Source organism: Belliella kenyensis, from assembly GCF_022549675.1.
Taxonomy (GTDB): Bacteria; Bacteroidota; Bacteroidia; order Cytophagales; family Cyclobacteriaceae; genus Belliella; species Belliella kenyensis.
Map to the genome: position 1 here is coordinate 101,767 of NZ_JAKZGR010000015.1, position 17,112 is coordinate 118,878.

At 37.2% G+C, this 17,112-nt stretch carries 14 protein-coding genes; 2 read left to right on the forward strand and 12 right to left on the reverse strand.

All coding sequences use genetic code 11. The features are described 5' to 3' along the window. Positions 1-12: 12 nt before the first annotated feature. The 7 genes from MM214_RS15375 to alaS form a co-directional block, all read right to left on the reverse strand. Complete coding sequence (locus MM214_RS15375; protein ID WP_241296697.1) at positions 13-2,469, reverse strand: leucine-rich repeat domain-containing protein; 2,457 nt, start codon at positions 2,467-2,469, stop codon at positions 13-15. Beyond that, positions 2,456-3,295, reverse strand: a complete 840-nt coding sequence (locus MM214_RS15380; protein WP_241296699.1) for a hypothetical protein — start codon at positions 3,293-3,295, stop codon at positions 2,456-2,458. Before MM214_RS15380 ends, MM214_RS15375 begins: the two co-directional genes overlap by 14 nt. Next, positions 3,292-3,870, reverse strand: a complete 579-nt coding sequence (locus MM214_RS15385; RefSeq protein WP_241296701.1) for a hypothetical protein — start codon at positions 3,868-3,870, stop codon at positions 3,292-3,294. The genes MM214_RS15380 and MM214_RS15385 overlap by 4 nt, the downstream gene beginning before the upstream one ends. Positions 3,871-3,896: 26 nt before the next feature. Further along, entirely contained in the window at positions 3,897-4,367 is a 471-nt protein-coding gene (locus tag MM214_RS15390; RefSeq protein WP_241296703.1) for a nucleoid-structuring protein H-NS, read from the reverse strand. Between the two features lie 252 nt (positions 4,368-4,619). Beyond that, on the reverse strand, positions 4,620-5,735 hold the full coding sequence (locus tag MM214_RS15395; RefSeq protein WP_241296705.1) for a TlpA disulfide reductase family protein: 1,116 nt from the start codon (positions 5,733-5,735) through the stop codon (positions 4,620-4,622). A 4-nt stretch (positions 5,736-5,739) separates the two neighbouring features. Further along, positions 5,740-7,200 (reverse strand): Asp-tRNA(Asn)/Glu-tRNA(Gln) amidotransferase subunit GatB, encoded by a 1,461-nt coding sequence (gene gatB, locus MM214_RS15400; RefSeq protein ID WP_241296707.1) that lies wholly within the window; start codon positions 7,198-7,200, stop codon positions 5,740-5,742. Positions 7,201-7,294: 94 nt separating this feature from the next. Next, the gene (gene alaS, locus MM214_RS15405) at positions 7,295-9,925 is read right to left on the reverse strand and encodes an alanine--tRNA ligase (protein WP_241296709.1); all 2,631 of its coding nucleotides are present in this window, start codon (positions 9,923-9,925) and stop codon (positions 7,295-7,297) included. Between the two features lie 123 nt (positions 9,926-10,048). Between alaS and MM214_RS15410 the strand changes: the two genes are divergently transcribed. Further along, positions 10,049-11,026 carry a M23 family metallopeptidase gene (locus MM214_RS15410; protein ID WP_241296711.1) on the forward strand — a complete coding sequence of 326 codons (978 nt, stop codon included), beginning with the start codon at positions 10,049-10,051 and terminating at the stop codon, positions 11,024-11,026. Between the two features lie 107 nt (positions 11,027-11,133). Here the strand turns inward: MM214_RS15410 and MM214_RS15415 are convergent, their stop codons facing one another. From MM214_RS15415 to MM214_RS15425, 3 genes are all read right to left on the reverse strand, one after another. Then, positions 11,134-11,772 (reverse strand): peptidase associated/transthyretin-like domain-containing protein, encoded by a 639-nt coding sequence (locus MM214_RS15415; RefSeq protein ID WP_241296713.1) that lies wholly within the window; start codon positions 11,770-11,772, stop codon positions 11,134-11,136. A 152-nt stretch (positions 11,773-11,924) separates the two neighbouring features. Next, positions 11,925-12,857, reverse strand: a complete 933-nt coding sequence (locus tag MM214_RS15420) for a GNAT family N-acetyltransferase (protein WP_241296715.1) — start codon at positions 12,855-12,857, stop codon at positions 11,925-11,927. 18 nt (positions 12,858-12,875) lie between these two features. After that, entirely contained in the window at positions 12,876-14,534 is a 1,659-nt protein-coding gene (locus tag MM214_RS15425; RefSeq protein WP_241296717.1) for a glycoside hydrolase family 10 protein, read from the reverse strand. Positions 14,535-14,771: 237 nt separating this feature from the next. On the opposite strand from MM214_RS15425, the gene MM214_RS15430 reads away from it, so the two are divergent. After that, positions 14,772-16,190 (forward strand): Glu/Leu/Phe/Val family dehydrogenase, encoded by a 1,419-nt coding sequence (locus tag MM214_RS15430; protein ID WP_241296719.1) that lies wholly within the window; start codon positions 14,772-14,774, stop codon positions 16,188-16,190. A gap of 210 nt (positions 16,191-16,400) precedes the next feature. Here MM214_RS15430 and MM214_RS15435 read toward each other — a convergent pair whose 3' ends face one another. After that, positions 16,401-16,553: a hypothetical protein gene (locus MM214_RS15435; RefSeq protein ID WP_241296721.1), complete on the reverse strand. Its 153-nt coding sequence runs from the start codon at positions 16,551-16,553 to the stop codon at positions 16,401-16,403. A 335-nt stretch (positions 16,554-16,888) separates the two neighbouring features. Beyond that, positions 16,889-17,112, reverse strand: a 224-nt coding sequence (locus MM214_RS15440) for a hypothetical protein (RefSeq protein ID WP_455423562.1), incomplete at its 5' end; no start/stop codon positions are given.

Sequence of the window (17,112 nt, forward strand, 5' to 3'; positions counted from 1 at the left end):
TTCCCAAACTGACTAGTAAAACCTTACATCACAATCAGGATTCAATTTTTTGAAGTTATCTACTGCTCTTTTCTTGATTCTGGTATTGAAGCAAATCAACTTATCTAGATTAGTAAGTCCTTGAACAGGCTTCAATGATTTGACATTGGTACTTGCTATATCCAATTCTTGAAGCTCATAAAGTTGATCAAGACCTCTAAGATTTTTGACATTTGTACCTGGAATAAGTAATGTATTCAGATTTCTCAAAGATGATATAGGTCTCAAGTCTGCAATTCCAGTGTTGGATAAATTCAAATATGTCAGATTATTTAAATTTGATAATACCGACAAATCAGAGATAGGAGCCTGATTGATGGTAAGCGACTCGAGATGTTTTAATTCATTCAAGGCACTGTAATCCATGGCAGGAACATCCGAAATTTTCAATTCCTTGAGGTTAATAAAATCCGTCAAATTACCGAAACTTGATACAGATATTTTGACGATCTCAAACTTAGGGGATGAGGTCCAGACATGAAGGTCTTCTGAATTAGGATCGGATTTAGATTCAAAATTTTTCTTTACAAGATCTTTCCAAGTATCATCTAATCTGTCCCACCATTGTTCTACCTCATCAGTTCTGTATATTAAGGTAAGGTCAGGATTGGAAGTCAATAGTGGTACCACATCTTCCCTATCCAGTGGAGCATTATCTACGTTTAGGTAATTCAGGTTTTTCAATTGAGTCAAAGGACCGATTTCAACAACCTTAGAATTTCTAAAATCCAAATTTTCAAGATTCGGCAAATTCGTGAGCGGCTGTAAAGAGCTCACAGGCGTATTTTTACCTGAAATTTTCACAAGTGTCTTGATATCAGACAATGGAGAAAGATCAGTAATCTCAGTATCATCAAAAGCCAAGAAATTGATTTTCTTAAATTTTAAAACTGGACCTAAATTCAATACTTCACTACCTGATATATCTAAAGAATCCATCGCGACTAATGTAGAAAGATCTTCTGCATTGATATTGGGTCTTGACAGTCTTGGATTTATTTTTTCAAATACAGTCCTCCATGGCTGAGAAAGTCCACCCCACCAAGTATGTAGGTTCTCTACATGATGAATTAGTAAAATATTCTTATTTCTACGAATAAATTCATCAGCCACCCATTCTTCGATGCGTGTTCTATCGGCATAGATTCTTTTCAAAGCAGGAAGACCGTCTAAAGCATTAATGTCTGAAATTTCTGTCTGATCGATATTGACAGTGTTTAATTTTTTGAGCGCTTTCAGAGGTGTCAAATCTACTATGTTTGTCTCCTTAAGATTGATAAATTCAAGACTTTCCAAATTTGAAAGCACTTCAAAATTTATCAAGTAATTTGAGCTAATATCAAGTGATTTCAAATCTGAGAGTTCTTGAACATTTTCTAGGTTATTGAATCCACTAGCTTTTAAATCCAACTCTCTCAAAGCACTAAAAGAATTTAAAACACCAAAACTCATGATTGGCGTATTTTGAGCTTTTAGAAATGAGAGTGCTTTAAGATTACCTAACTCACTGATATCCTCTATTTGTGTATTAGAAATATCCAAATGTGTAAGTCTATCCGAATACTTGATGAATTGTATATCTCTAGTAGGTGTATTGGAAATATTCAAAGAAGTAAGGAAGGTGACATTGCTGATTGGATTCAATTCCTCAATCTGTGTATTGCTGATATCAATATGACGAATTTCCCTCAAAGCTTCTATCGGCTCTAAATCCATCACAAACTGATTACCTGCAAGATTGATAGAATCAATATTGCTTATTTTATAAAGGTGATCAAGTGTAATAGAATCTTGTTCTGAAACACCAATTTTGCTTCTAAAATAACTTTCCCAAGTATACGAAAGTCTACCCCACCATTCCTTAAGTTCTTCATCACGACTCAATTTAGTGGTGTAAATACTAGCTATTTTTAGTTCATTTGATTTTTTGTCAACATTGACTTCCACAAATCTTTGTCTAGTATTTGTGATTTTCTCTTTGTTCAGACCCGTGGCATTCAAAGTCCTGTCCATGGAAACCAAAAAAGAAAGCTCACCATTGTCTCTAAGAAATGGTTTCACCTCTCTAACTTTGAATTTGAAAGAGGCATCTTTAAAAAAGAATTCAATATCCTTGAGATATGCTGTGATGTCTTTGTTGGTGATCACTTTACGATCAAGTAAAAGGTCATCTTCTACTTGTACCAAATGGTCCCTGAAAATTTTCTTGTAGCTTTCACGAATGATCACATCTTTGTCTCTTGCAGGTGTATCTTTACTACCTACAGTATTGAAAAAGTATTCTAAGAAAGTAACTTGATCTTCCACCTTTTGGCTGAGATCCTTGATTTCTTGCTTAGAATAATCACCTATCGCTTGCTGTGCCTTAGTCACTAGACTATTCACAAACATCAAAGCGATCAAAATAAAGGGTATTTTATTTCTGGTCATATATATATCTTTGAACTACATCTTTTTCCCCTGGCTTAAGTTTGATCAAGTTACTGATCAACCAGCCGGTATTGAATCCTGGTCTGTTGAATTGGTTGACTTCAAAGTACCAATTGTCAATTTGGAAAAAATGAAATTTCACATCTAAAACATTGTCAAATTTCAAATTTCCGTTTTTGATTTCATACAAAAACAATGTCAAATAATCTGGCTCATACTCTTTAGGTGTATAAGCTTCTGGTAATTTACTATCCTGAAAGGCTTTTCTCAGATTCATAAATCCTATCTCATGACTCATAGGATGTAAGAAGCTTTTTTGATCTCCCACTGGTTTTTTGAACAAATTTTTGAATGGTGCAAAATTCACCTTATCAACAACCCACTCATATCCGAGACCCTCTGGCTGAAGTTTCATGAATAAGGTTACATTTTCTCTTTTACCCTTATAGATAAAAGTGGTTTCTACTTCTGAAAACCATTCACCTCTATGGAATGCTAGATATTGGGGTAAATTTTCGGATAAAACCTCTTTGAGGAAATCTGATTTTAATTGACTTTCTACATTGGAGGTCTCATTATCAAAAAGAATGCTAATAAACTTCCCTCTCAAAGTACGATCTCTGTATTCTGCGTCGGTATCGTAATACCTTTTGGATCCATCGGCACTTTCCTCTCCATTGAATCTTCTAAAAAATTGATTCACTTGTTTGGTTGATGAAGCGAATCTTCCATCATCTTGAGGGGAACCGGGGCTGTATAATCCTTGCCCCGATACCAACTCAAATGATGAAATAATTAATAAGATAATTATTGTCAGTTTTCTCATGCTGAAGTTTCAGTCACTCTAATATCGCCAAGCATCACATCCCAGAATTCGATAGTTCTACCAGCAATTTGTGTTTGTTTTTTCTCTACGTAGATTGTAATATCTTTTTTGGTTGTATCTCTGTAGTTCAGACCACTTTCGAGAGAAGTACCTTCAAATCTCTGATAAACAGTAACAACACCTACGTATCTTCCATCAGGCTGTCTCTCTAGATCAGAGATGTAGTGGATGTCGTACCAAGTGATGTTTACTCTATCATAGTTCAAAGCCATCAATCTTTCGAAGTATCTTCTTACTTTGTAGTAAGCGATTTCTTTTCTGTTCAATGAAGAGACACCCATTTCCGCATCTGGAGCAAAAAGCTCTTCTGCTCTGTCCATAACTCTATTTGCTTCAGAAAATTGTGTTTCTTTGCTTCCAATGATAGAGATATATTTACTTAAATCTTTTACTTTTTCCAAAGCCAAAGAGTCGATGGCTTGTTTTCTTGCTGGACTAATGGTCTCTGACTGAGCCATAGAAACTGACGTTCCAGCCAAAAACAAGAATAGGAATAGAGAAATGTATTTTTTCATGATTAAAATTTTGTCTTAAATGATAATTATTTGCGACGAAGTTCAAGCTCAGACACTCGACCATTTGAATCTAGTCTGATATCGCTGATGAAGTTCAAGTTTTTCTTTGTGTCTTTTAAGTAATTCAAATACTTAACGATAGTGGTAGGTTCATCATAATCTTTGATGCCACTTTCTTCATGAATTACGATCAAGACTGGAGTTTCTTGATTAGAAAACATACCCAAAGCTTCTTGGATTGTGCTGTTAGCAGCCTGTACATTTGTAGAATTAGCTACACTACTGAAGTAATTCTCTAGCTTACCTACAGCAACTTCTTCAGCAGAAGGCTGTGCTGGTGCTGGAGCGGGAGCTGGTTCTACTCTCTCTACTGGAGCAGCAGGGGCAGGTTCTGCCACAACTTTTTTCTTACTTTTACAAGCTCCCATGGCTAGCAAACCGAACAGCGCAATGATTACCATCCTGTTCATAGGTGATTGAAAGGTTCTTTTTTTCATGTTTGGAATTATAATTTTATGATTTTTCAGTATGAACGACATCACCTTTTCAAAAAGCATTCCATAATCACCCTGTTACAGATTTTATTTCTTGAAATGTGCTTTTTTGAATTTCAGTGAGTCAATTTCAGGCGCAAATGTATATGAAAAACTCAACATTCAAATACGCCTCAGTGCATTATGAGAAAATATTTTTTCTCATAAAAAAAAGTCGCCAACTACCTGCTGGCGACCAAATATTCTTTTTGAATTTTAAGAACCAAAAATCTCCTCTAATTTCTTCTCTAGGCTTGATCCTCGCAAATCCTTTGCAATGATTTTACCATCAGGATCAAGGAGGTAAGTGGCTGGAATCGCATTGATTTGATAGGTAGCTGCTGCTGCCGAATTGAAATATTGCAAATCTGAAACGTGTGTCCAAGTCAATCCATCTTCTGCTATGGCTTTCACCCAGGCATCTTTGGTTCTGTCTAGTGAGACACCAAATACTTCAAATCCTGCATCATTATACTTGTTGAAAAGTCTGACCACATTGGGATTCTCTTCTCTACAGGGTCTACACCATGCCGCCCAAAAATCAATCAACACATACTTTCCTCTAAGGTCTGACAAGCTCACCAAATCTCCATCTGGGTTAGGAAGAGATATCTCGGGTGCTTCCTGACCTATAGATAGCAGTCTCATATCGTCTAATTGAGACTTCAAGGAGGTGATCATCTTAGTATTCGGATACTTTTCATTCAACTTTTCTACCAACTCATCAACAAAGAGAAAATCATTCTTAAAGTTCAGCATTCCCAAGGCAGCAAGTGAAGCAAAGCTACCATCCATATCAGCGATCGCAGATTTAACCTTCTCTGCATGTGTACTTTCCAAATCCATCGCTTTGTTTTGAATCTCTACAATTGCAGCTTGATCTTTATTGGTCATGGCTTCATAATATGCAGAATTCAAATTATTAATTTCTTCTTGATATGCTTGGGCAAGTTCATCTATCTTCATCAAATGTTTAGAATCCTCTGAACCAGAAATTTTATAGCTACTCTCATCTTCTATATCATAGCTTATTTCAATATCTTCATCATATAAAGCAAGCCTTACTGATTTTTTGTCTAAGATATTCAACTCAAAGAAAGTAGGACCGTCCAATGAAACTTCATAATCGAATTTTCCATTTCCACTGATCTTTATAGTGTCTATCACTTCTGCTCTATCATCCAAGTATTTAGACAATATCAGCTTCCCACTTTCAGCATTTGTAATCTTTCCTGAAATTTTCACCTTTCCATCAAATGCCCTCTTTTCCTCCGCACAGGAGAAAAACAACAGTGTAGAAAAGAGTAATATTGATAATTTAATAAACTTCATCTTCTTAGTTTTCAAGTAATTCCATTAATATTTTTGTAGCAACTTTAGGGTCTGCTTTACCTTGAGATTTCTTCATTACCTGCCCCATAAACATCCCCAAAAGACCTTTTTTGCCTGATCTATATTCTTCAACCTTTGCAGGATTCTCTGCCATTACTTGCTCTACTATTGGTCTCAGTGATCCTTCATCACTTTCTTGAATTAGGTTAAGATCTTGAGCTATTTCTAAAGGACTTTTATCTAAATCCTTCAACATCACTGGGTATACTTTCTGTGAAGCTACTGAAAAGTTGAGTTTTCCTTCATCGATGATTCCAATCAGCTCTGCAAGGCGAATTGGTCTGATTGGGAAATCAGTAATATGCAAAGTAAGTTCATTCAAGTAGGATTTCACAGGTCCCATCATCCAGTTTGAAGCAGCTTTGTAGTTACTAGTTGCTTCACAGAGTTCATTGAAGAAGAGTGCAATTTCCTTTGAGTCGGTCAATACTCCTGCATCATACTCAGGTAGGCCGTATTCATTGACAAATTTTGCATGCAATTCACGTGGCAAAGCAGGCATTTCAGCTTTTACGCTTTCTAGCCATTCCTCTGAGACAACTACAGGACTAAGATCTGGCTCAGGAAAATACCTGTAATCGTTGAGATCTTCTTTGGTACGCATGCTAGCAGTGGTGCCTGTAGTGGCATCAAAAGTCCTCGTCTCTGAAATGATTTCCTCTCCAGCCTCTATCATGATGATCTGTCTCTCCATCTCGTGCTCGATTGCCCTAGCTACATTTCTGAAAGAATTCATGTTTTTCACTTCTACTTTTTTACCATACTCCTCTGCTCCATGCAGTCTTACGGAAATGTTAGCATCACATCTCAGTGAACCCTCTTCCATATTTCCATCACATATATCCAAATACCTAACTAGCTTTTTGATCTCAACCAAAAAAGCATATGCTTCCTCGGAAGATCTGATATCAGGTTCAGAAACTATTTCTATCAAAGGAACTCCTGCTCTATTGTAGTCCACTAAAGTATCAACTTCGCCAGCTAAGTGCATAGACTTACCTGCATCTTCTTCCATGTGTATTCTCGTCAAAGCCACCGATTTAGTGGATCCATCAGGTAAAGTCAAAGGAACTTGACCACCCACACAAATGGGATTTTTATCTTGCGTGATCTGATATCCTTTTGGAAGATCTGGATAGAAATAGTTTTTTCTAGCGAAGATATTCCTTCTAGTGATCTCCGAATTACAAGCAATACCCATTTTCACAGCAAATTCTACGGCTTTCTTGTTCACCTTCGGAAGTGTACCAGGGTGTCCCAAAGTAATCACCGAAATGTGCGTGTTGGGTAGATTACCAAATTCGGTAGAGTCTGAAGTGTACATTTTACTTTTGGTAAGCAACTGAGCATGCACTTCAAGGCCTACAACTAGTTCATATTTATCTTTTATCTCTGCTGAAAGCATCTTTTATGTGTTTCAATTTTAAAATTATGGTAATCCGAAGCTCAAAAATGGTTTAGAAAACACCTAAAACCAAATAAGCTGCCATCTAATTGAGTTAAATGGACTCAAACATCGTCTTTGCCTTATCAATTACAGGATCAAGACCCTCAAGTTTTTTTCCCCCCGCAGTTGCGAAAAACGGCTGTCCACCTCCTCCACCTTGAATTTCCTTAGCAAGTTCTCTTATAATCTGACCTGCATTCAGCCCTAAAGTACTGACTAAATGCTCATCAATGATGACAGCTATCTGTGGTTTACTATCTATGTCTGCTGCAAGGATAGCTATCAAATTTTTCACTTCATTTTTCAACTCAAAAGAAAGCTTCTTCAATGCATCCGCAGACGGCAAAGTTATCCTAGCAAATAGTTTACTCACTGACTCCCCTATCTCTACTTTGCCTATCAATTCGCTTTTTAATGAACTGGTTTGCTTTGCGTGAAGCACTTCGATCTCCTTTCTCAAATCATTTCTTTCTGCGATCAAACTTTCTACAGCTTTTCTCAGGTCTTTAGGAGCTTTGAGCAACTCTTGAATTTCCTTAACTACCTGAATATGATCATTGTAAAACTTTTCAGCTGCTAATGAAGTAATAGCTTCAATCCTCCTCACTCCTGAGGAAATAGATCCTTCAGATACAATTTTAAATAAACCTATATTACCAGTAGAAGTCACATGTGTACCTCCACAAAGCTCAACAGAAAAACTTGGATCAAATGTAATAACTCTCACAAAGTCACCATATTTTTCCCCAAACAAAGCCGTTGCGCCTAACTTTTTAGCATCTTCGATAGGGACATTTCGCTGCTCATTGAGAAAAATATTCTCTCTGATTTTTTCATTTACAATACCTTCTACTTGGGCTATTTCTTCTTCCGATAATTTCGCAAAATGAGCAAAATCAAACCTAAGAAGCTCATCGTTCACAAAAGAACCTTTCTGCTGCACATGATCACCCAATACCTGCTTTAAGGCAGCTTGTAGCAAGTGTGTAGCTGTATGATTGCTCATTGTCAATTTTCGCTTTTGAACGTCGACATGAGCGACAAAAGTAGCAGATGGATCCTCAGGCAATTTATCGACAAAATGCACGATCAAGTCATTTTCCTTTTTCGTATCTATTACCCTGATGTTTTCTTTGGTACTGATCAATATCCCCGTATCACCTACTTGGCCACCACTTTCCGCATAGAATGGTGTTTTGTCCAATACTAATTGGAAACGATCGCCTTTTTTATCTTTGATCTTTCTGAATTTGACCAATTGACTTTCACAGGATAGTTCATCATATCCTACAAACATCACACCTTCTTCATCTCTTACTGATACCCAGTCACCTGTCTCTTGCTCAGCTGCGGCACGTGACCTGTTCTTTTGCACTTCCATTTCAGCTGTAAAACCCGCTTCATCTACAGAGAGCCCATTCTCCCTGGCAATCAATGAAGTCAAATCCAATGGGAAACCAAATGTGTCGTACAATTCAAAGGCGGTCTTTCCATTGATGATACCGTGCCCCTGCTTCTTCAAATCTTCTGTGATTTGATCGAGTATTTTCAATCCATTGTCCAATGTTCTGAGGAAAGAAGCTTCTTCCTCTTGGATTACTTTAGCGATAAAATCTTGCTGAGAAGCCACCTCAGGGAAGATCTCTCCAAAACTCTCCGCTATCAAAGGCATCAACTCATGCATAAATGGCTTTTGAAATTCCAAAAATGTATATCCGTATCTCACTGCCCTTCTTAGAATTCTTCTAATCACATATCCAGCCTTATTATTGGATGGCAATTGACCATCAGCTATGGTAAATGCAATCGCTCGGATGTGATCTACAATCACTCTCATAGCGACATCTATCTTTTCGTTTTCACCATACTCCTTGCCCGATTTAAGTTCCAAGACATGGATGAAAGGCATGAAAATATCAGTGTCATAGTTCGAAGATTTTTGTTGTATGGCTCTCACCAAACGCTCGAAACCCATACCAGTATCTACGTGCTTTGCTGGAAGTTCCTTTAGGGAGCCGTCACTCAGCCTATTGAACTGCATGAAGACCAAATTCCAAATCTCAATTACTTGTGGGTGATCATTATTGACTAGATCAAATCCACTGATCTGACTCCTCTCTTCTTCTGATCTCAAATCAATATGAATCTCTGAACATGGACCACAAGGACCAGTATCCCCCATCTCCCAGAAATTATCTTTTTTTGAACCAAAAATAATCCTGTCTTCCGAAACTATATGTTTCCAAAGATCAAAGGCCTCCAAGTCTTTATCCAATCCATCTTGCTGATCTCCACCAAAAACTGAGACGTAGAGCCTGTCTTTGGGTAATTGATATACTTCAGTGAGCAATTCCCAAGCCCATTCAATCGCTTCCTTCTTGAAATAATCACCAAAAGACCAATTACCAAGCATCTCAAACATGGTATGATGGTAGGTATCCACACCAACTTCTTCTAGGTCGTTGTGCTTCCCTGATACACGCAAACATTTTTGGCTATTTGCGACTCTTTTAACTTTTGGTATTTCATTTCCTAAGAAAAAATCTTTGAATTGATTCATGCCTGCATTGGTAAACATCAGCGTGGGATCATTCTTGACCACTATCGGTGAGGAAGGCACATATTGATGCTGTTTGGTTTGAAAAAACTCAATGTAGGTACTTCTAACTTTCTTTGCTTCCATGTAAGCTTTTGACTATGTTCGGATTATATTTTCAAATTTTATATATTTGCAGTCCTCTCAGCGTTAATTGACGAAGAAGCCTCCAAGGCTTGCAAAATTAGAATAATTACTATTGAAATTATAATGAGTAGAATAAAATATTACTATGACCCAAAGACCTGTAAATACGAAAGGTATCAGCGTAGCAAATGGGACATAACTTTAAACACACTCGGCTTCTTATCTTCATCCTTAATTCTAGCTGTTGGAATATTGATCATTTTCAATTTTTATTTTGATAGTCCCAAAGAATTGATTCTTAAAAAAGAGAATAAAGAACTTCGCTATTATTACGAGCTGATGGAGACTGATGTAGTGCAAATGTCAAAGATGCTCAGTGATCTCCAGCAAAGAGATGATAACTTGTATAGAGTGATTTTTGAAACAGAGCCAATACCTTCAGAAATTAGAAAAGCTGGAATAGGTGGAGTAGATCGCTACAGAGAGATTAGAGAGAAAGGATTGAATCCAGAAAAGTTGATAATCGATCTGAGGTCAAAAGTAGATAATCTTAAGAGACAATTGTATGTACAGAACGTCAGTTATGATGAAGTTTCGAATCTAGCTCTGAACAAGGAGGAGTATTGGGCCTCCATCCCAGCGATTCAGCCTATAGTCAATGAAGAATTGACCCAGCTAGCTTCGGGATTTGGAAGCAGATTGCATCCTATTCTAAAAGTTCGAAAAATGCATACTGGAGTGGATTTTTCTGCTCCTCAAGGCACTCCTATCTATGCAACAGGTGATGGTGTAGTCTCTGATGTCAAAACTGTCTTTGGTGGTTATGGTAAATATATTGAGATCGATCATGGTTTTGGCTTCGTAACTAGGTATGCTCATATGCACGAATTCAAAGTAAGGAAAGGACAAAAAGTAAAACGTGGGGATCAAATAGGAACAGTGGGGAATACTGGATCTTCTACGGCACCACATGTTCACTATGAAGTGATCAAAGATGGGAACTTTGTAAATCCAGTTCACTATTTATTCAAAGACCTAGAGCCTAGTGAATACGAGAAGATTCTTGAGCTTGCTTCTCAGGAGAATCAGTCCTTGTCTTAAAATTCACAGCCCTCATGTCCGCCATATTTCAGACATGAGGGTCTTTTTTTTTATATCCTTGTATTAAAGAAAATCTAAAATAGAAACAGGCTGCTCTCTGTTCTACTTCAAAAAATCCGCTTCGGCTTGTAAAGTAGGTTTACTTTAGCCGTATCATAAAGGATTTGTTCAGAGGAAGAAGTTGGTGTTTGATATCCATTCCCTATCTCTCTGAATACTTGAATCAATCCACCTCCACTTGAATTAAAAATATTTACTCCTCCGGAACCATCAGGAATAACTCGGCTCATGAACGCTGTGTATGAGCTTGCCGGAAGGCTTGGTATGTAGGGAAAACTTGCTTTCATAATCGAAGTATTTTTCATCAGATTCATTTCCAGTCTAGTCTTGTACACTGGTGTAGAAAGTACTTGTCGTTTGAGTTCATCCTCCGTAGGAAAAGGCCTAACTTCAATCATATCCAATTCACTTTCTCTTGGAATCAGTATAACTTCACTAGCCAATGCATCCAAACTAATCTCCATTTGCTTGAATTCGTAGCTAACGTGACTAAATGTAATCTTTGCCTGGTCTTTTACTTTCAATGTAAACTCACCTTTTTCGTTTGATACATCTTGACCATTTGGAAAGTAAACATGAACCCCTTCAATTGGTAATCCTGTCACTTGGTCGATCACTTTGGCGTTCCAGACTTTTTCCTCTTGATTGGGGATAAAAAAAAGCATCAATAGTATAATATTCAACATATATCTGACTTTATTGCTGAACCAATATCTGATAAAGGACATTGTGAATCAATCAATTATAATCAGATTTAACTATTAATAAGAAAAAAATTCCTGATTTTAGATTTCTTAATAATTCAAACATTTAAACAACACACTTCTTAATCCCGCTGCTAGAATAGCTCAAGGTCTCCGATACTATAATTCCATTCTTTTGAAAGTTCAGAAACTTGACTAAGATCAAAATTCAGAGCCTTAACAGTCAAAACAGGCCCAAAGGGAATTTTCCAAAACTTTCCAAGTTTTTGAAAAAGATGCACATCGCCATTAAGTGCACAACTTGTAAAATGAACCGTTTCTTGAATTTTTCTTAATTTATCCCTCAAAGAATTTAGCTCAATTTCAACCCCATTTTTTAAGACAAAAAAATCAACAATTCTTAATTCTCGTAAACCTTTTGATATTTTGAATCTATAAATCAGTAGATAAGTAGCATAATCAGTAGCAAATTCATATTTGAAAAGAGGGTTTTCAAAATATCGCCACTTGATGTAGGCTAAAGAATATGAAGTACTTATTCCACATTTTGAATTATTAAAATCATAAAACCCTAATTTTTCAAAGTCAACAATAGGCTGACAATCTATTGATTGCGAGTTCTTAGGAAAAATATGATTGAACTGAATTGCTAGATTTACCTTCCCTAATTTCCTCCAACCTAGTTTGAGATATCCAGGTAGACTTTTTTTGTTTGGTGTGTTGAAAATAAATTGAAATCCATCATCTGCTGCTTTCTTTGCAAGCTGTTTGGTCAGCCTACTGAAAATCCCCTGACCTTGCATTTCTGGTAAAACAGCAGTGTCTACAGCTCTTAAAGCATCCAAACTTTTTGAGTTTTGAAGCCATCTCCACCTCAAAAATGCCCTAACTCCTACTAGTTTTTCATTGACTTCAGCAACTATTACCAATGACTTTCCAAATGGATTACGCTCATGCTTCCACCTCCATAAGTCCTCAGACTTTGGAATCAATCCTTCTCCGAGGCTTGCTTTTAATAATTCTACAATTTGGGGGATATCTTCTTGTTGAGCTTCTCTGAAATTCATTCAAATCTAGTTTTGTTTCTATGGTAGAGACTTGATTTCAAAAACTTGACCTCTAGATTCATTCCCATACCTGTCTATGAAAGTAAGCACTACATACTTAAAATTGAGATCTTGAGCATTCAAAGATATTACATTACCATGTCTTTCATTTAGTCGGATTTTTTTGATTTGAAAATCTTCAGGCTTGAGATTCAGTTGCTCGAGACTATTGGATCCGTAAATATTAGCAAACCTAAAAGAAGAATCTAGCCCTTTTTCAAAGTAAAATTGGTACTCCTGTTGAAATTTGACCAATTCACCCAAACTAGGCTTGGCGACTATACTATTTTGGTGAAGTAAGACAGCTGGAGTTATTGACTTCTGTGGATAAATATTCGATTTTAGAAGTTGAGCCACGTCTTTATTTTTGGTGTAAAGAGAAGTAGCAGAATAGAAAGCATTACCTGAAATCCCTTTTGTCCTCCGTGCATGATTGACTTGAAGAAGAATTTCTTGAGGATTATTCCAAGCCACATCAGCATTGTCACGAATTTTATAAGGGCCATTACCAATGTAAATCTTAGTCCTTCCTGCGTGATTTGCCCACCAATTGATCAATTCTCTGTGCGAGGCCAAATTGTAATCCATAGACCAATAAAGTTGCGGTATCAAATAATCTACCCAGCCATTTCGGATCCAAGTGAGAGGATCAGCAAAAAGTTCATCATAATTTGTCACTCCAGCCTTAGTATTCGATCCGTTGGGATCTGCGCTTTTATTTCTCCAAACTCCAAATGGGCTAACACCAAATTGCACCCATGGCTTCTCTCCTTTTATCGTAGTGTATACCTCCTTGATTAAGGCATTCACATTTTCTCTTCTCCAATCATCTATACGTTGATTGGGTTGTGCATATTTCTTGTAAGTTTCAGTATCATTGAAAACTTCTTTATCTATCCTATAAGGATAGAAATAATCATCAAAGTGTATGGCATCAATATCATAGTTCTGAACTACCTCTTTGATTACATTTACAAGGTGTCTCCGAACTTCTGGTAAGCCTGGATTGTAATAGTACTTTGGGCCATATTTTATCATCCACTCAGGATGCTTTTTAAAATCATGCTCAGGACTCAATTGATCCGTCTTCAAATCAAATGTAGCACGATATGGATTCATCCAAGCATGAAATTCCATACCTCGTTGTTGAGCTTGTAAAATCATCCATGACAGCGGATCCTCTGTAGTAAATGGTTTTTTCCCTTGCTGACCAGTCAGGTACTTAGACCATGGAGCATATTTGGATGGATAAAATGCATCTCCTGCCGAGCGAATCTGTACTATCACTGCATTGAAATTCAGAGATTCATAATAATCGAGAATAGCCATAAAATCAGCTTTCTGTTTTTCCCAACTATCAGAACCAGATTTTGGCCAGTCGATATTTGCGACAGTTGCTATCCAAACTCCTCTAAACTCTCTATCTCTAGGTTTTAGATTCAATTCATATGTTTCGTAAAATTTCGAATTGGGAATTTTCTCAGGGAGAACTATAGGTGGATGTGTATTTGGACTACCGATTGACTTGGGTGGTTGTGTAGAAGTCACTGGTGCCTTGGTAGTTTTACACGCCTGCACAAATACTAATACGACAATAGCTAAAACAAGTCTTCTGAAAATTTTACTATTAAGTTTCAAGTTGGTTTTAAATATAATATGAACGATGAGCTCGATTTTGATTTTTGAACAAAATACCGTCCAAAAACGATGCAAGTAAAAAACTTGATTGATTACAAACAAGAAAACACGAATACATATTTAAAAACCCAACATTTAGCGGTAATTCCTGTTAGATAAATAGGAAATTTCACATGATACACATAAGATTTTCCAAATGATTCGTAAATTAAAGCTTTCACAATTAATTTAATTTTTATGAGTAAAGAAAAAAAGTATAGTTTGTTCAATGATGTATGTGGCTTTGTAGATGATGCTGCAAAACACATGAATCTAAATCCTGGATTGATAGAACAGATCAAGCAGTGTAACAGTATCTACAAGTTCAACTTTCCACTCAGGCATGAAGATGGAACCTATGAAACATTGACTGGCTATAGGGTTCAGCATTCACACCACAAACTCCCCGTAAAAGGCGGTATAAGATACAGTGAGCATGTCAATGAAGACGAAGTCAAAGGACTTGCTGCCTTGATGACGTACAAGTGTGCGTTAGTAAATGTCCCATTCGGAGGAGCAAAAGGTGGGGTAAGGATAGATCCCTTGAAATACAATGAAAATCAGCTGGAGAAAATCACAAGAAGATATACTTCAGAATTGATCAAGAAAAAGTTCATAGGTCCAGCTATAGATGTCCCAGCTCCTGATTATGGCACAAGTGCTAGAGAAATGGCGTGGATAGTGGATACTTATGAAGCTTTCAACCCTGAACTTATCAATGCCAAAGGCTGTGTAACAGGTAAGCCTCTATCACAACACGGGATAGACGGAAGAACAGAAGCTACTGGTCAGGGGGTGTTTTTTGGAATACGAGAGGCCGTACGAGTAGAAGAAGATATGAAAGTTTTGGGTCTGAGCACTGGCATGAAGGGTAAGACTGTAATCATACAAGGCTTAGGAAATGTAGGATTTTATTCTGCAAAATACATTCAAGAGGCAGGTGCAAAAATAGTTGGTGTAGCAGAGTGGAATGGTGGAATCTATGACCCAGACGGTATAGATGTAGAAGCTTTGAAATCATTTCAATTAAAAAACAAAGGCTTCAAGGGATATACCAAAGGAGAATTCATAAAAAACAGCTTGGAAATGTTGACCTATGATTGCGACATCTTAGTACCTGCTGCCTTGGAAAATCAAATCACCAAAGACAATGCAAAAGCTATCAAAGCCAAAATCATTGCCGAAGCTGCAAATGGTCCTGTAACGCAAGAGGCTGAAAAAACACTGCTTGAAAGGGGAATAATGGTTATTCCAGACATGTACCTGAATGCAGGAGGTGTTACTGTTTCATACTTTGAGTGGTTAAAAAATCTTTCGCGAGTTTCTTTCGGAAAGCTTGAAAAGCGATATGATATGGAGAAGTATGATAAGCTTTTGAAAACAATAGAAAATGCTACAGGCGAAAGGTTCACGGATCAAGAAAAAGACCTCTTGATCAAAGGGGCTTCTGAAAGGGATTTGGTGCTTTCAGGACTAGAAGAGACCATGGTAGAAGCATATCATGCAATGAACAAAACCCGAAAAGACAAAAACATCCAAAGTTTAAGAACTGCTGCATTTATTCTTGCTATAGAAAGAATAGCCGTGAGTTATATGGATTTGGGAATTTTCCCTTAAGACACACATAATCTTTGTCATTTTTAAAAAAAAGAGGCTCTTGGGAGTCTCTTTTTTTTTAAGAATATAAGAGCTATGGTATTAAATGGCGCTTGCTAAAAAAGTCTCGGGTATGGCAACAAACCAGCCAGTCTTGTTCAAAATAGCCGAATGAAGATGTATGCTTATCATTTGAATAAATAAAGAAGATGGTATACCTAAGCAAACTTGCTAAAAAAAATTCAAGCCTGCAAAGGGCATCGGGTTAGTTCCAGCCGTGGCTCCATCTATCACTACACTTGAGGCATTGTTTGCCAAATTGGTGATCAGCTGTGCAAAGGCTGACCCTGGGGTTCCTGTGGTACTCGGATCCAGATATTTCACATAAACTTCCGCATCAATTGAATCCTTACGATTGTTGGATCGTGTGTAAATGATCGTTATTTCTTACTAAAAATATAATAGGGAAACTTTGGACAGTTAGTGAAATGGTGAAGTTTATCTTGATCAATTCCTCTTACTTTTTGTCTTGACACAAAAAGTAACAAAAAAGTCAAGACGGAGAAATCCTATCCACGCTACAGGCCACCACTGGCCCGGATCTCCGTCATCCCACCCGCAAGCATGAAAAACAGTTTGAGGAAATATAACCAACATTAGATTGGAAGTTTAATGCTGATACTTGTGGTCTTAGAATGTACCTGATTCATTTCTTTTGGCTACTCCTTCCCGCAACCTGGCTTAAGCCTAAAACAGTCCACTGGACTGTTTCTTAAGGGCTTACCCGCTTCATTATGTTGTAAAAACTGTAACTTATTGTCCTCATATACAAAGCCTCCTACATAATCCGAAACCTTGGTAGTTCCTCCATCTACCGTTTTCTGGGACAGCTTGCTGCCACTGGCATCGTAGGTATATTCTATGTATTTGGATGCGCTGAAGG

What these genes read in the sequence shown, in the direction of transcription:
- MM214_RS15375 (WP_241296697.1), bottom strand. Translation starts at nt 2,469, where the DNA reads ATGACCAGAAATAAAATACCCTTTATTTTGATCGCTTTGATGTTTGTG.
- MM214_RS15380 (WP_241296699.1), bottom strand. Translation starts at nt 3,295, where the DNA reads ATGAGAAAACTGACAATAATTATCTTATTAATTATTTCATCATTTGAG.
- MM214_RS15385 (WP_241296701.1), bottom strand. Translation starts at nt 3,870, where the DNA reads ATGAAAAAATACATTTCTCTATTCCTATTCTTGTTTTTGGCTGGAACG.
- MM214_RS15390 (WP_241296703.1), bottom strand. Translation starts at nt 4,367, where the DNA reads ATGAAAAAAAGAACCTTTCAATCACCTATGAACAGGATGGTAATCATT.
- MM214_RS15395 (WP_241296705.1), bottom strand. Translation starts at nt 5,735, where the DNA reads ATGAAGTTTATTAAATTATCAATATTACTCTTTTCTACACTGTTGTTT.
- gatB (WP_241296707.1), bottom strand. Translation starts at nt 7,200, where the DNA reads ATGCTTTCAGCAGAGATAAAAGATAAATATGAACTAGTTGTAGGCCTT.
- alaS (WP_241296709.1), bottom strand. Translation starts at nt 9,925, where the DNA reads ATGGAAGCAAAGAAAGTTAGAAGTACCTACATTGAGTTTTTTCAAACC.
- MM214_RS15410 (WP_241296711.1), top strand. Translation starts at nt 10,049, where the DNA reads ATGAGTAGAATAAAATATTACTATGACCCAAAGACCTGTAAATACGAA.
- MM214_RS15415 (WP_241296713.1), bottom strand. Translation starts at nt 11,772, where the DNA reads ATGTTGAATATTATACTATTGATGCTTTTTTTTATCCCCAATCAAGAG.
- MM214_RS15420 (WP_241296715.1), bottom strand. Translation starts at nt 12,857, where the DNA reads ATGAATTTCAGAGAAGCTCAACAAGAAGATATCCCCCAAATTGTAGAA.
- MM214_RS15430 (WP_241296719.1), top strand. Translation starts at nt 14,772, where the DNA reads ATGAGTAAAGAAAAAAAGTATAGTTTGTTCAATGATGTATGTGGCTTT.